This is a genomic window from Bradyrhizobium yuanmingense (assembly GCF_900094575.1).
In the GTDB taxonomy this organism is placed as follows: Bacteria; Pseudomonadota; Alphaproteobacteria; order Rhizobiales; family Xanthobacteraceae; genus Bradyrhizobium; species Bradyrhizobium yuanmingense.
Genome location: NZ_FMAE01000001.1, coordinates 442,152 through 455,926, shown reverse-complemented (window position 1 = coordinate 455,926; position 13,775 = coordinate 442,152). Strand labels below are relative to the sequence as shown.

Here is a 13,775-nt window from a genome sequence, read left to right as displayed (position 1 = left end):
GAGTGTCAGTATTTCGCCGGCACGTACATCTCTGGCGGGACCGGGCCTCGCTGATAGTCGGGATGTCGCACGCGCGGCGGCAGCGTTACCGGAGCCCGCACGACCTCCTGGTACGGGATCTGAGTCAATAGGTGTGCGATGCAGTTGAGCCGGGCGCGCTTCTTGTCCACGGCATCGACGATCCACCACGGGCTATCCGGCAGATGCGTGTGCTCCAGCATCGTCTCCTTGGCCTTGGTGTACGCCTCCCAGCGACTGCGGGACTCGACGTCCATCGGGCTCAGCTTCCACTGCTTCAGGGGATCCTTGATGCGCATGGTGAAGCGGAATTGCTGCTCGTCGTCGGTAATCGAAAACCAGTACTTGACCAGGATGATGCCGGATCGGATCAGCATGCGCTCGAATTCCGGCACGGTCTTGAAGAACTCCTGGTACTCCGCCTCCGAGCAGAAGCCCATCACGCGCTCGACGCCGGCGCGGTTGTACCAGCTTCGGTCGAATAGCACGATCTCGCCGCCGGCCGGCAGGTGCGCGACGTAGCGCTGGAAATACCATTGCGTACGCTCGCGCTCGTTCGGCGCGGGGAGCGCCGCGACGCGGCAGATACGCGGATTGAGCCGTTGCGTGATGCGCTTGATCACGCCGCCCTTGCCGGCGGCGTCGCGGCCCTCGAACAGCACCACGACCTTCTTCCTCTCGCTCTGCACCCAGTCCTGGAGCTTGATCAACTCGCCCTGGAGGCGAAGCAGTTCCCGGAAATAGAGCCTGCGATCGACCATCGGCCTCAGGGTTCCGGTCTCGTCGAGGAGCTCGTCGAGACGGGTATCATCCATCTCCATCTCGAGTTCCTCGTCGAGATCGTCGGCCATTTCCTGGATGATGCGCTCGCGCTTGGAGATCTCGGATTTGCGATCGGCTGCGGTCATGGGCTCTTCTCTCGGCTCGGATACCAGCACAACGACCATCGGCGGGGTTTGTTGCGCCCATGTGACAACATGCAATCCGGCGGACGCTTGGTTACACCGGCAGCGCGATCGAATATTTCACTTGGCTCAGCGCAAAGCTCGATTCGATCGAGGCAATGCCGTCGAGCCGGGTCAGCTTGGTCTTCAGGAACGTCTCGTAGGAGGCGAGGTCGGCGGCGACGACGCGGAGCAGATAATCGCGGTTCCCGGTCATCAGATAGCATTCCAGCACCTCGTCCCATTTCGAGATGGCGCGGGCAAAGCGGTTGAGATCCTCCTCCTTCTGCCGTGCCAGCTTGATCGAGATGAACACGCTGACATGCAGTCCCAGCGCCTTCTGGTCGACGGTCGCGACATAGCGCGAGATGACGCCGCGCTCCTCCAGGAGCTTGACCCGGCGATGGCAGGGAGAGACCGAGAGCCCGACCTTGTCGGCGAGCTCCTGCATGGTCAGGCGGCTGTCGTTCTGAAGGTGGCTGAGGATCTTGCGGTCGATGGCGTCGAGCTCGGGCATTGGGATGAAACCTGCATTTTGTCCGCTACGTTGGTAAAGTATCCCAATATCGGCGGGGATGGCGCGAAAAATTGAGAAGTTTGACGCACCGCGCAGGCGTATGATCGGTGCATATTTCCCGGAGCATCGCCATGCCCGTTGACCCCGCCCGTCTTGACATCCTGACCGCCCTCAGCCGCAAGGCGCTGTGGCTGTCGTCCTGGACCATCCACCACGCCAATCACATCCGCTCCAATGCGGATGGCCTCAAGGTCGGCGGCCACCAGGCCTCGTCCGCCTCGCTCGCCACCATCATGTCGGCGCTGTACTTCCACGTGCTGAGGCCGGAAGATCGCGTCGCGGTGAAGCCGCATGCGAGCCCGGTGTTCCACGCCATCCAGTATTTGTTTGGCCGGCAGAGCCGCGAGAAGCTGGAGAACTTTCGCGGCTTCAAGGGCGCGCAGTCCTATCCCTCGCGCACCAAGGACGTCGACGACGTCGACTTCTCCACCGGCTCGGTCGGCCTCGGCGTCGCGCAGACGCTGTTCTCTTCGCTGGTGCAGGATTACGTCAAGGCGCATGGCTGGATGAAGGATCGCCGCGAGGGGCGGATGATCGCGCTCGTCGGCGACGCCGAGATGGACGAAGGCAACATCTTCGAGGCGCTCGCGGAGGGCTGGAAGCACGGCCTGCGCAACACCTGGTGGGTGGTCGACTATAACAGGCAGTCGCTCGATGCCGTTGTGCGCGAAGGTCTTTGGGAAAAGTTCGAGACCATGTTCCGCAATTTCGGCTGGGACGTCGTCATCGTGAAATACGGCCGCCTGATGCGCGAGGCCTTCGCCGAGCCCGGCGGCGAGGCGCTGAAGACGTGGATCGACAATTGCCCGAATGCGCTCTACGCGGCGCTGTGCTTCCAGGGCGGCGCGGCCTTCCGAAAACACCTCCATGACGAGATCGGCGACCAGGGCCCGATTACAAAGCTGATCGACAAGCGCAGCGACGAGGAGCTGCTGGCGCTGATGTCGAACCTTGGCGGCCTCGACATGGCGAGCGTGCTGGAGGCGTTCGATTCCATCGACCACGACCGCCCCGTCTGCTTCATCGCCTACACGATCAAGGGCGTCGGCTTGCCTTTCCAGGGCCACAAGGACAATCACGCCGGCCTGATGACGGTCGCGCAGATGGAGAAATATCGCGACAGCCAGAACATCCGGCCGGGCCACGAATGGGACAAGTTCGAAGGGCTGCCGCAGGATGCGGCCGAGCTCGAGGCCTTCCTCGCGCGGGTGCCGTTCAATCAGGATGGCCGCCGGCTCACGGCGCCCGTCGTCGAGGTGCCGCAACAGCTCGCCTTCAAGCCGTCGCCGCAGATGTCGACCCAGCAGGGCTTTGGCCTCGTGCTGAACGAGATCGCGCGCAGCGACAGCGAGCTCGCCAGGCGCATCGTCACGACCTCGCCGGACGTCACCGTCTCCACCAATCTCGGCCCCTGGGTCAACCGCCGCGGCCTGTTCGCGCGGGCCGAGAAGGCGGACTTGTTCCGCAGCGAGAAAATTCCCTCGACCTACAATTGGGACGCTTCGCCAAAGGGCCAGCATCTGGAGCTCGGCATCGCCGAGATGAACCTGTTCATCATGCTCTCGGCGCTCGGCCTGTCGCACCAGATCAACGGCGAGCGGCTCTTGCCGGTCGGCACGCTCTACGATCCTTTCATCGAGCGCGGCCTCGATGCGCTGAACTACGCCTGCTACCAGGACGCGCGCTTCATGGTGGCGGCGACGCCGTCCGGCATCACGCTCGCGCCCGAAGGCGGCGCGCATCAGTCGATCGCAACGCCCTTGATCGGCATGGCGCAGGACGGCCTGGCCTCGTTCGAGCCGGCCTTCGTCGACGAGCTCGCCGTGATCATGGCTTTCGGCTTCGAGCACATGCAGCGCGAACCGGGCGAGGGCGGTTCGGTCTATTTGCGCCTCTCCACACGCGCCATCGAGCAGGCGCAGCGGATCATGACACCGGAGCTGCGACAGGGCATCACCGACGGCGCCTATTGGCTGCGCAAGCCGGGCCCGAATGCCGAGGTCGTGATCGCCTATACCGGCGCGGTCGCGCCCGAAGCGATCGAGGCGACCGGCTTCATCGGCGAGAGCCGCCGTGACGTCGGCCTGCTCGCGATCACTTCGGCCGACCGTCTGCATTCGGGGTGGACCGCCGCGCGGAAATTGCGGCGCGACCGCCGCGGCGTGCAGCATCTCAGCCACATCGAAAAGCTGCTCGCGCCGCTGCCGCGCGACTGCGGCATCGTGACCGTGATTGACGGCCATCCGTCTGCGCTCGGCTGGCTCGGCAGCGTCCGTGGCCATCGCGCCGAGGCGCTCGGTGTCGAGCAGTTCGGCCAGACCGGCAGCATCGCGGACCTTTATCGGCACTATGGCATCGACGCCAACGCCATCATCGATGCGGCCGAAAGCCTCACCACCGGCGCGCCGGTGCTGCATCGGAAGATGGCGGTGTAGCGGAGGTAACTGCCTCGTCATTCCGGGGCGACGCGAAGCATCGAACCCAGAATCTGGAGATTCCGGGTTCGCGCTAATGCGCGCCCCGGAATGACGCCGTCGTCCACCTTGCCTCGTTCCCGCCATCGGCTCATATAACCTCCGCTCGCCGCAACGCTGGCCCCGCATATGGCGGGTTCAATTGCCGGCGCTTTCGTGCAAGGATGCCTGCCGAAACGCCCCCTCCAAGCCCCCAAGAAGAGGTTAACGATGGTCAATCGCATGCAATTCTACATCGACGGCGCCTGGGTCGACCCCGCCGTCAAGAAGTCCACCGCCGTGATCAATCCGGCGACGGAAGAGGCGATGTACGAGGTTGCGCTCGGCTCCAAGGCCGACGTCGACAAGGCGGTTGCCGCCGCCAAGCGCGCTTTCGCGACCTTCTCCCAGACCAGCCGCGAGGAGCGCGTCGCGCTGCTCAGCAAGGTCATCGAGGTCTATAAGGGCCGCCTCAAGGAGATCGGCGCCGCCGTCTCCGACGAGATGGGCGCACCGCTGCCGATGGCGGAGAAGCTGCAGGCCGGCGCCGGCCTCGGCCATCTCATGACCACGCTCGACGTGCTCAAGAACTATCATTTCGAGGAGCCGGTCGGCACCGCCATGGTGCTGCGCGAGCCGATCGGCGTGGTCGGCATGATCACGCCCTGGAACTGGCCGCTGAACCAGATCGCCTGCAAAGTCGCGCCCGCGCTCGCCGCCGGCTGCACCATGATCCTGAAGCCCAGCGAGTTCACGCCGACCTCGGCGCTGATCTTCGCGGAAATCCTCCATGAAGCCGGCGTGCCCAAGGGCGTGTTCAACCTCGTCAACGGCCTCGGCCCCGAGGTCGGCGCCGCCATGAGCGAGCACCCCGACATCGACATGATCTCCTTCACCGGCTCGACCCGCGCCGGCATCGACGTCGCGAAGCGCGCCGCGCCCACGGTGAAGCGCGTCAGCCAGGAACTCGGCGGCAAGTCGCCGAACGTCATCCTCGAAGGCGCCGACCTCACGAAGGCGGTGACCGGCGGCGTGATGCACATGTTCAACAATTCCGGCCAGTCCTGCAACGCGCCCTCGCGCATGATCGTGCCGCTGTCGAAGATGAAGGAAGTCGCCGCGATCGCGAAGGCCGTCGCCGACAAGACCAAGGCGGGCGATCCCCGCGCCGAAGGCACCACCATCGGCCCGGTCGTCAATCGCGGCCAGTGGGACAAGATCCAGGGCCTGATCAAGAAGGGCATCGACGAGGGCGCAACGCTCGTCGCCGGCGGTCCTGGCCTGCCCGAAGGCGTCAACAAGGGCTTCTATGTCCGTCCGACCATCTTCGCCGACGTCACGCCTGACATGACGATCGCGCGCGAAGAGATCTTCGGGCCGGTGCTGACCATCATCGGCGCCAAGGACGAGGCCGACGCGGTCAAGATCGCCAACGATACGCCGTATGGCCTCGCCGGCTACGTCACGGGTGCGACGGTCGAGGACGCCAAGCGCGTCGGCCGCCAGATCCGCGCCGGCAACGTCAACCTGCAGGGCGTGCCCAACGACCGCACCGCGCCGTTCGGCGGCTACAAGCAGTCCGGTAACGGCCGCGAGTGGGGCAAGTTCGGCCTCGAGGACTTCCTCGAAGTGAAGGCGGTCGCCGGCTTCAACGCGGCGTAAGTTCTTCCGTCTGAACAAACGAAGCGCCGGAGCGGGCAACCCCTCCGGCGTTTTTTAGCGCTGTCCTGTCATTCCGGGGCGTCGCGAAGCGACGAGCCCGGAATCCATTCCTCCACAAACTCCGTCGCACAATGGATTCCGGGTTCGCGCCGAACAGGCGCGCCCCGGAATGCGCCAGAGAGTTTCGCATTCCGAGGAAAGATCTCGTAGGGTGGGCAAAGGCGCGCTCTTTGCGCGACGTGCCCACCATCGCGCGACGAACGAGAGATGGTGAGCACGCTTCGCTTTGCCCACCCTACGAGACCGTGCTCGCGGCGCGTCTATCCCCCCACAGCACCTTGCGTGTTCACGTAAAGCGCGTAGATCGACTGGCTCGCGGCCATGAACAGGCGGTTGCGCTTGACGCCGCCGAAGCAGACGTTGGCGCAGCGCTCGGGCAGGGCGATGCGGCCGATCAGGACGCCGTCGGGCGCAAACACCACGACGCCGTCGAGCTCGGGATCGCCCATGCCCCAGCCGCACCAGAGATTGCCGTCGATGTCGCAGCGCATGCCGTCGGGCGTGCCCGGCCCGGCATCGATATGGATACGCTTGTTCGAGATCGTGGTGCCCTCGGGCGAGACGTCATAGGCGAGGATCTTTCGGTTCGGAACGCCCCGCGATTCCACGACATAGAGGATCTTCTCGTCCGGCGAGAAGCACAGCCCGTTCGGCCCGAGCACACCCTCGGCGACGATCGTCGCCTTGCCGGTCGCGGGATCGAGTCGATAGACGTTCGGATCGATCTCGGGCTCGGCCTTGTAGCCCTCGTAATTGCCGAGCAGGCCGAAGGTCGGATCGGTGAACCAGATCGAGCCGTCCGATTTAACGACGACATCGTTCGGCGAGTTCAACCGCTTGCCGTTGAATTGATCGATCAGCACGGTGATGCTGCCGTCATACTCGGTGCGCACCACGCGCCGGCCGCCGTGCTCGCAGGTGATCAGCCGGCCCTGCCGGTCTCGCGTGTTGCCGTTGGCAAAATTCGAGGGCTTGCGGAACACGCTGACCGCACCGGTCTCTTCCTCCCACTTGAGGATGCGCTGGTTCGGGATGTCGCTGCACAGCAGATAACGTCCGTCGCCGAACCACACCGGCCCCTCGGCCCAGCGCAGGCCGGTCGCCAGCCGCTCCACCGCCGACAGTTTCAGCCAGTATTTTTCGAAGCGGGGATCGAGCGCTTTGATCGCGGGATCGGGATAATAGGTCGCCGGCCGCCAACCAGGCCGTTCCTCCGTGTGGGACGATGCCTCATTCATGCCGGTTCTCTCGTTTCGTTCCCTCTGGACAATCCTGCTATCATTAGAGACACGTGATCGCAAATTCGGTCACCAACGGCGAGGGACGACATGCCGCGTATTTTGATGACGGGAGCTTCGGGCGGAATCGGCACGAGCCTGCGGAAGCTGTTGCCGCCGATCTACCCGGATCTCCTACTGTCCGATATCAAGCCACCGGCTGATCTCGGCCCCGATGAAAAATTTAAGGCCGCGGACCTTGCCGATCTCGCGCAATGCGAGGCGATCTGTGAGGGCGTCGACGGCATCCTGCATTTCGGCGGCTATTCGGTCGAAGGCACCTGGGATCAGATCCTCCAGGCCAACATCATCGGCGGCTACAATCTGTTCGAGGCCGCCTACCGCAAGGGCGTCAAGCGCGTGGTGTTCGCCTCGTCGAACCACGCCGTCGGCTTCTATCCGCGCCATCACAAGATCGGCACCGACGTCACCCCGCGCCCCGACGGCCGCTATGGCGTCAGCAAGGTGTTCGGCGAGGCCGTCGGCGCGCTCTACGCCGACAAGCACGGGATGAAGGTGACTTGCCTTCGCATCGGCAATTTCGGCGACATGCCGCTCGACAAGCGCCGGCTCTCGATCTGGCTCAAGCCGGACGATCTCGTGCAGCTCTGCCGCATCGGGCTCGAGCATCCCGACATCCATTTCGAGATCTTCTACGGCGCCTCCTTCAACGAGCGCGCCTGGTGGGACAACCACCGCGCCTACGAATTCGGCTATCGCCCCACCGGCCGCGCCGAAGAGTTCCGCGACCACGCCATGGCCGAGCAGGCCAAGCTGAAGCCGGATCCGGTCGGCGATTATTTCCAGGGCGGCACGTTCTGCAGCATGGAGTTCGACGCTGATCCGGATCGTGTGATCGACTGGAATAAGCGGTAGAGATCGTTCACCGGCCGAGCGTCAACAGCGGCTTGCCGGTCTCGACAATGTAGGTCGCAAGCTCCGCGGCGTTGCCGCTGCCGACATTCTTCACGGCGTGATGCACTCCGTGAGGAATGAGCAGCACGTCCCCGGCTTTCAGGATGACGGGCGGCCTGCCGTCGAGCCGATATTCCAGCTCGCCTTCGATCAGATAGACGAGCTCTTCGCCCGGGTGACTGTGCCTGACGGCAACGACGCCCGGAGGAAAGTCGACGCGAACCTGGATGACCTCGCGCCCGGGCGCACTCAGCGCTTCCTTCATGAGATGTGTGCGCTTGATGTCGCCCAGTCGTGGCTCTTCGGATCGTGCCGAGAGTGAAGCCAGGCTGATTGCGGCGATCAGCGCCGCCGCAACCACGGTTCCACGTTTCGTCATGTGAATGTCCTTTCGGATTGTGCAGGATGTTGTCGGTGAGCGCATCAGCCGGCGGCAGCCGCCGGCATTGCGCGAAAGCTGATGGCCATGCGGTTGTAGGCGTTCATCAGGCTGATCGCGATCGTGAGGTCCACGAGCTCACGTTCTTCGAACACAGCGCGTGCGGCCTGGTATGCCTCGTCGGGCACGCCGGTCTCGGCGACCCGCGTCACCGTTTCCGCCCAGGCCAGGGCAGCCCGTTCGCGTTCGTCGAAGAGATTTCCGGCCTCGCGCCATGCCTGCAGCAGCGCGATCTTCTCGACCTTTTCTCCCTTGTTGAGCAGGTCGCGGGTGTGCATGTCCAGGCAGTAGGCGCAATTGTTGATCTGAGAGATCCGCAGATAAACCAGCTCGATCAGCGTGGCGGAAAGCCGGCTCTGCAGGACGTACCCGTAGACGCCGCCGAGCGCCTTGATGCCTGCCGGCGCGATCTGGTTGTAGTCGAGACGCTTACTCATGTTTCTCTCCTTGACGGTGATTCTGCCGGACGGCAGTGGTCAGATCCTTCTCGCTGCTGTCGACGACGAACACTGCGAGCAGCGCGAGCCCCGCGAGGTTGAATCGTATTTTCAGGGCGGGACTCTTTTTCGATTTCGGTTATTGCGCTGTGGTGTGAGCTCTCACCTGCGGATGACGGCCTTCAGCGAGTCCGTGAACACCCAGAAGGAAGCGGCGAGCAGGCCGACGTCCTTCAGCAGGAACTGTCCCGGAGCGACCGTGATCGCGGGGGCCCCGAGCTCCGGCACGACGACGCCGGGCGTCGAGATCATGAAGCTCAGCGTGGTGACGAACAGCCCGGCCGACAACAGGCCGCCGGCCGCGGAGTAGATCGGACTGGACAGGCGGAGCGCGATCAGAACCCCGATGCTGAGTTCGACGAAGCCGAGAAAGTTCGAGAAGCCGCGCACCGAGAACAGCGTGTAGAACCACCGCAGCAGCGGGCTGTTCTCGACCAGGGGCACCAGTCCCTGTGCTTCGTAGTCGGTGAATTTCATCCCGCCGAACCAGGCGTAAATGATTGCGAGCGAGGCGTAGAGACCGATCCGGCTGATCGGTTCGGCGTAAGCGAGCAGGCGTTCAGACTGTTCGCGCCAACTGATCGTGCGGCGCAGGGCGACGGATAAGGTGGACGATTGGCTGATGATGCGTGACATGGTGATCTCCGTTTGATGCCGGTTGTTCGCTCACGCATTCACGTGCGTGTGCAGGTTGTAGCGGGGGGCGGGAATGGTGCTCGAGAGCTTGTTCGTCATGGCAAGCCGCGCGCTCTCGTGGCGATCCCACTCCGACTTGTCGGCCAGCGCCGGGATCGTCACGATTTCGCCGAGATCGAGACCGGCGAGAGCGGCGTCGACCAGGTCGTCGGCCGACATGACGATCTCTGCCGGAAGCTGGTGAACCGGCGTGCCCGCGATGTCCCAAAACTCCGTCGCAGTGGCGCCCGGCAGCACGGCCTGAATGCGGATGCCCTTCCCGGCGAGCTCGTGAACGAGTGACTGGGTGAATGCGAGCACGAAAGCTTTCGAGCCGCCGTAGACGCCGTTGAGCAGCTCCGGCGCGATCGCGACGATGGAAGCGATGTTGATGATCGTGCCGTGGCCGCGGGCGATGAATCCGGGCACCGCTGCGTAGGTCAGGCGCGTCAGTGCACCGACGTTGAGACGGATCATGTCTTCCATCTTGTCGATGTCGGAATCGATCAGCGGGGCCGAGGCGCCGACGCCGGCGTTGTTGACCAGCACCGAAATGTCGCCGTTGGTTCTGATGAGTTGCTCGACGCGGCGGAGGTCGGCAGGGGATGTGAGATCGGCTTCCACCGTTTCCACCTTGCGGCCAGTTTCGTTGCCGAGCCTGCGCGCGAGCGATGCGAGCCGCTGCCTGTTGCGCGCAACGAGGATGAGGTCGTGGCCGCGCTTCGCCAGGCGATCGGCGTAGATCGCGCCGATTCCGGTCGAAGCTCCGGTGATGAGGGCAGTGCCTGTTCTGGTCTGGGTCATTTTCGTCTCTCCTTCGGATTGGGTGCGGAGAGGAATAGGCACTTCCGGAAATGGTGGGTATCTGGCAAAATCGGGATCTTTCCTTCCAGAATATGGAAGTGTCCCATGGATCGTCTCGAAAGCATGTCGGTGGTCCTGGCGGTGGCGGAGGCGGGCAGCCTGTCTGCCGCCGCGCGCCGTCAAAAAATGCCGTTGGCAACGGTGAGCCGGAAGGTTTCGGAGCTCGAGGAGCACCTCCAGACCAAGCTGTTTCATCGCTCGAGCCGCGCGCTCGTCCCAACGGACGCCGGTCGCTCCTACATCGCCGCGGCCAAGCGAATTCTCGCCGACCTCACCGAAGCCGAGCGCGTTGCCTCCGGCGAATACACCACGCCGCGTGGCGATCTCAGCATCACGACGCTGGTCGCGCTCGGTCGGCTATGCTTGCAGCCGATCCTTGCCGAGTTTCTTGCGGCATTTCCGGAGGTGGATGTTCAGCTCATCTTGCAGGACCGGACGCTTAACCTTCTGGACGAGAACATTGACGTCGCGCTTCGTGTCGGCGATCTCGCCGACAGCGGCCTGATCGCCGTGCGCGTGGGGGAAATTCACCGCGTCGCCTGCGCCAGCCCGTCCTATCTGAAGCTGCGGGGAACGCCGAAGGCTCCCGATGATGTCTCCGCCCACGACTGCATCAGCTATCCTCCGCTTCAATCGCCGGGCACGTGGAGATTCAAACGAGGGCAGACCGAGTATGCAGTGCCGGTGCGGTCGCGCTTCATTGCAAGCAATCTGGAATCGGCCATCGATGCCGCGCGCGCAGGCATCGGGATCACCGTCGTGTTCTCCTATCTGGCGTCGGATGCGCTGAGGTCTGGAGAGCTCGTTGCGGTCCTGCAGGACTTTCAACCGCCGCCGCAGCCGGTCAGCTTCGTCTACTCGCCCAACCGCTTCATGCCGGCGAAGCTGCGAGCGTTTCTCGACTTCGCAGGGCCGCGCCTGAGGGCGCGCTTGGCCGACAGTCCCGGAAAGGTTGCGCCGCGGAGGCCGCGGGCGTAACTGCGGGCCCGCACATCAGAAATGCAGGTTGAGCCGCAACAGCGCTTGGTGCCGCTCGAACTGATCGAGGTTGAGGCTGCGAACGTCGCCGATCGCCTGGCCGGCAACCTGCATCTGCCAGGTGCCGGAGATGCCGACCTCCTTCGAGATGTTGTAGGAGAAGGTTGGGCCAGCAAAGACTGCGTCTCCCAAAAAGCGGTCGAGGCCGCCGCCGTCATAGGCCCGCGCGTAGCGTACGCCGAGGCCGAGCACGAGGTCGGGATGCACTGCGTACGAGATCGCGGCCTGGAGCTGCATCTCGGAATCGTGTCGCCAAAGATTGGTTAGGGTCTCGCGGGTTCCGCCGGTCCCGTACCAGACGTTGAAGGCGGCGAACAGCCTGTCCTTGACCAGCTCGCGATCGAACAGGGCGGCAAATTCTGCGCCATATTGCGCGATGTGCATGCCGCTGCCGTCGTCGATCCGGCTCCAGCCGGGCTGCGCATGGAGAGTCAGCCCAAAGGGCGCGACGGCACGATCGAGCAGCTTGTAGCGCAGTTCGAGCGCCACCCCGCCGAAAGCGAGGTCGCGATGATCGGCAAGTCCCGGAACGCCATTGATGTGATGTCCGGTCAGTGCGAATCCGGGTGCTATCCGGAAGTTGTCCGAGACCGTGTATTTGACCTGATTGAGATTGGCCCAGGCTGCGTAAGTGCCGGAGCGCTTGCCGAATGCGCCGACATTCTCGAACTCGATCTCCATTTCGCCGGGCTTGCCGATGTCGGAGCCCATGCTGAAACCGAAGATGTGCTCGGTGTCGATGTCCGAATGAGCCGACGACAGGTTCTGCGCGGGGGCGGGAGGCGTACCAGATGTGCGTCCCCGCTTGTCGTCGGCGATGGCCAAGGTGCAGCTCGCCAGCTGACTGGCCACGATCGTTGCCGCCGCTAGGGCGCGCGGGAAGCTCAATATTCCAGACACGAACAAGTCACCTCTAAGCCGAGACCCGCTGATTGGCGGAAGGTCTCGGGCACATACGCCGACCCCTGCAAATGCAAGTCATTCGCAAAAGATTTCACGCAATCGCCGTCGATGCAATTCTTGCGACTCATTCTTAGTTGCGTTCAAATGTCGCAGCTGGACTGAGCTCCAAGGCTGTTGCTGGGTGGGAGGCGGGCCTGGCCGGCATTCGAGGGGGCCAGGACCCAATTGATACCAGACCAGCTGGCGGCACCGACCATGCGAGACCAGTCGGGATCGCGTGCGGTTGACGATGGAGCGGTGCTCGCGCTTGGCGACCGCACGTACCCGCCAGAGCTGTCGACCGCGCTGGCTGCAAGAGGCTGCGAAAAGGACGACCGCCGGGCCGGTCAAGCCGTCGAATCAACCTCTGGCGATGTCCCGGCTCATTTTCTGCAATCGTGCAAAGGCAGCCCACGCGTTTGGATATTGGGCGTCTTTTGAATCGATCGTGAGCAGCGCGCGGCAGGCCTCGTCGATGTCGTCCGCTGAAGGACGCAGGGAGATGTCGCCCGATGATTCCGCCCGCTTCCAGCGATCCTCGACCTGTTTCGCCAGGGCCAGTGCTTCCGAGGCGGTTCGCTTCCGGGTTGGCTTCGCCAGTGCGTGGTCCGGCGGGAATGCGGGCCAGGCGGTGGGAGGCCGATCGGCGCGCCAGTCGCCTTCCTTGGCGGCCTCTCGCCTCGCGGGCGCATTTGCCTGTCCAGGTGCGGCATCAGGCGGAACGGTCCGGCCGGCCAGCTCGCGGATCTGCTGCTCCATTGTCCCGCCGGACGACGATCCCCCCGCCGAGGCCGCAGGCGCTGTCAGGACCGGCGCAATCGACGTCTGCACGTCGGGAGCAATCTTCTGGACGGTCTTGACGACCGCCGACGCGCCGGGCGACAGACCCGGCCGCCGTTGCGCGACCTTGTCGTCCTCAGTGGGGCAGGGCCGGTATCCCGAACGCAGATGCGTCATGCGTCCGTCGTCATCGATGCGGGCAAAATCGATGGCCACGCTGTAGACGAAGGGGGCGTCGATGAACTGTCCGGACTTGTCCCTTGCCTTGACGCCGCCGCAAACATACCTCGCAGCGCCGGCCTCGACTGAACGCAAGGCGCCGAATGTGGCCGTGCCTGGATCGATCAGCGCATGTCGAACGGCTGCGCGAGCTTTCATGTGTTCAGTGGAGAGCGCGCTGATCAGGGCGTCAGGGTTGATGAAATCAGGCTGGTAGTACCACACATACTCGGCGGCAAAAAAAGCTGCGCCGAAAGCCGCTGCGATCAAGACACCGGGTACGTTCATGCTATTTCTCCGGGCAACGGACCCGGCATGGTTGTTATTTTTTTCGAGAACCATTTGCGCTAGAGACTTCTAATAAGTCGTTAATCGGTTGTGCGATCGAGGGGGATCTACCAGACGATGGTCCTCG

Annotated in this window: 13 protein-coding genes; 4 read left to right on the top strand and 9 right to left on the bottom strand. The window is 63.9% G+C overall.

Features of this window, described 5'->3' with window-relative positions:
- Nucleotides 1-5: 5 nt before the first annotated feature.
- A complete protein-coding gene (ppk2, locus tag GA0061099_RS01980) occupies nt 6-926 on the bottom strand; it encodes a polyphosphate kinase 2 (protein WP_036025906.1) in 921 nt (306 codons plus the stop codon).
- 91 nt (nt 927-1,017) lie between these two features.
- Entirely contained in the window at nt 1,018-1,479 is a 462-nt protein-coding gene (locus tag GA0061099_RS01975) for an Lrp/AsnC family transcriptional regulator (protein WP_027571162.1), read from the bottom strand.
- 131 nt (nt 1,480-1,610) lie between these two features.
- Between GA0061099_RS01975 and GA0061099_RS01970 the strand changes: the two genes are divergently transcribed.
- Together GA0061099_RS01970 and GA0061099_RS01965 are read left to right on the top strand one after the other, a co-directional pair.
- Nucleotides 1,611-3,974: a transketolase gene (locus GA0061099_RS01970; RefSeq protein WP_036025856.1), complete on the top strand. Its 2,364-nt coding sequence runs from the start codon at nt 1,611-1,613 to the stop codon at nt 3,972-3,974.
- 249 nt (nt 3,975-4,223) lie between these two features.
- Complete coding sequence (locus GA0061099_RS01965; protein ID WP_036025855.1) at nt 4,224-5,654, top strand: aldehyde dehydrogenase family protein; 1,431 nt, start codon at nt 4,224-4,226, stop codon at nt 5,652-5,654.
- Nucleotides 5,655-5,974: 320 nt separating this feature from the next.
- On the opposite strand, the gene GA0061099_RS01960 is transcribed toward GA0061099_RS01965, so the two are convergent.
- Nucleotides 5,975-6,952 carry an SMP-30/gluconolactonase/LRE family protein gene (locus GA0061099_RS01960; RefSeq protein ID WP_036025854.1) on the bottom strand — a complete coding sequence of 326 codons (978 nt, stop codon included), beginning with the start codon at nt 6,950-6,952 and terminating at the stop codon, nt 5,975-5,977.
- Nucleotides 6,953-7,042: 90 nt separating this feature from the next.
- Between GA0061099_RS01960 and GA0061099_RS01955 the strand changes: the two genes are divergently transcribed.
- The gene (locus tag GA0061099_RS01955; protein ID WP_036025853.1) at nt 7,043-7,867 is read left to right on the top strand and encodes an NAD-dependent epimerase/dehydratase family protein; all 825 of its coding nucleotides are present in this window, start codon (nt 7,043-7,045) and stop codon (nt 7,865-7,867) included.
- A gap of 7 nt (nt 7,868-7,874) precedes the next feature.
- On the opposite strand, the gene GA0061099_RS01950 is transcribed toward GA0061099_RS01955, so the two are convergent.
- The 4 genes from GA0061099_RS01950 to GA0061099_RS01935 form a co-directional block, all read right to left on the bottom strand.
- A complete protein-coding gene (locus tag GA0061099_RS01950; protein ID WP_036025852.1) occupies nt 7,875-8,285 on the bottom strand; it encodes a cupin domain-containing protein in 411 nt (136 codons plus the stop codon).
- A gap of 44 nt (nt 8,286-8,329) precedes the next feature.
- A complete protein-coding gene (locus tag GA0061099_RS01945; RefSeq protein WP_036025851.1) occupies nt 8,330-8,782 on the bottom strand; it encodes a carboxymuconolactone decarboxylase family protein in 453 nt (150 codons plus the stop codon).
- Between the two features lie 162 nt (nt 8,783-8,944).
- Entirely contained in the window at nt 8,945-9,478 is a 534-nt protein-coding gene (locus GA0061099_RS01940; RefSeq protein WP_036025850.1) for a YkgB family protein, read from the bottom strand.
- Between the two features lie 30 nt (nt 9,479-9,508).
- Entirely contained in the window at nt 9,509-10,321 is an 813-nt protein-coding gene (locus tag GA0061099_RS01935) for an SDR family NAD(P)-dependent oxidoreductase (RefSeq protein ID WP_036025849.1), read from the bottom strand.
- A gap of 105 nt (nt 10,322-10,426) precedes the next feature.
- Between GA0061099_RS01935 and GA0061099_RS01930 the strand changes: the two genes are divergently transcribed.
- Complete coding sequence (locus GA0061099_RS01930; RefSeq protein WP_036025848.1) at nt 10,427-11,359, top strand: LysR family transcriptional regulator; 933 nt, start codon at nt 10,427-10,429, stop codon at nt 11,357-11,359.
- 15 nt (nt 11,360-11,374) lie between these two features.
- Here the strand turns inward: GA0061099_RS01930 and GA0061099_RS01925 are convergent, their stop codons facing one another.
- The gene (locus GA0061099_RS01925; RefSeq protein ID WP_244620972.1) at nt 11,375-12,271 is read right to left on the bottom strand and encodes a transporter; all 897 of its coding nucleotides are present in this window, start codon (nt 12,269-12,271) and stop codon (nt 11,375-11,377) included.
- Nucleotides 12,272-12,721: 450 nt separating this feature from the next.
- The gene (locus tag GA0061099_RS01920) at nt 12,722-13,648 is read right to left on the bottom strand and encodes a hypothetical protein (protein WP_036025844.1); all 927 of its coding nucleotides are present in this window, start codon (nt 13,646-13,648) and stop codon (nt 12,722-12,724) included.
- Between the last annotated feature and the right edge of the window lie 127 nt (nt 13,649-13,775).

Excerpts from the sequence above, each read along its gene's own strand:
- ppk2 (WP_036025906.1), bottom strand. The coding sequence starts at position 926 with ATGACCGCAGCCGATCGCAAATCCGAGATCTCCAAGCGCGAGCGCATC.
- GA0061099_RS01975 (WP_027571162.1), bottom strand. The coding sequence starts at position 1,479 with ATGCCCGAGCTCGACGCCATCGACCGCAAGATCCTCAGCCACCTTCAG.
- GA0061099_RS01970 (WP_036025856.1), top strand. The coding sequence starts at position 1,611 with ATGCCCGTTGACCCCGCCCGTCTTGACATCCTGACCGCCCTCAGCCGC.
- GA0061099_RS01965 (WP_036025855.1), top strand. The coding sequence starts at position 4,224 with ATGGTCAATCGCATGCAATTCTACATCGACGGCGCCTGGGTCGACCCC.
- GA0061099_RS01960 (WP_036025854.1), bottom strand. The coding sequence starts at position 6,952 with ATGAATGAGGCATCGTCCCACACGGAGGAACGGCCTGGTTGGCGGCCG.
- GA0061099_RS01955 (WP_036025853.1), top strand. The coding sequence starts at position 7,043 with ATGCCGCGTATTTTGATGACGGGAGCTTCGGGCGGAATCGGCACGAGC.
- GA0061099_RS01950 (WP_036025852.1), bottom strand. The coding sequence starts at position 8,285 with ATGACGAAACGTGGAACCGTGGTTGCGGCGGCGCTGATCGCCGCAATC.
- GA0061099_RS01945 (WP_036025851.1), bottom strand. The coding sequence starts at position 8,782 with ATGAGTAAGCGTCTCGACTACAACCAGATCGCGCCGGCAGGCATCAAG.
- GA0061099_RS01940 (WP_036025850.1), bottom strand. The coding sequence starts at position 9,478 with ATGTCACGCATCATCAGCCAATCGTCCACCTTATCCGTCGCCCTGCGC.
- GA0061099_RS01935 (WP_036025849.1), bottom strand. The coding sequence starts at position 10,321 with ATGACCCAGACCAGAACAGGCACTGCCCTCATCACCGGAGCTTCGACC.
- GA0061099_RS01930 (WP_036025848.1), top strand. The coding sequence starts at position 10,427 with ATGGATCGTCTCGAAAGCATGTCGGTGGTCCTGGCGGTGGCGGAGGCG.
- GA0061099_RS01920 (WP_036025844.1), bottom strand. The coding sequence starts at position 13,648 with ATGAACGTACCCGGTGTCTTGATCGCAGCGGCTTTCGGCGCAGCTTTT.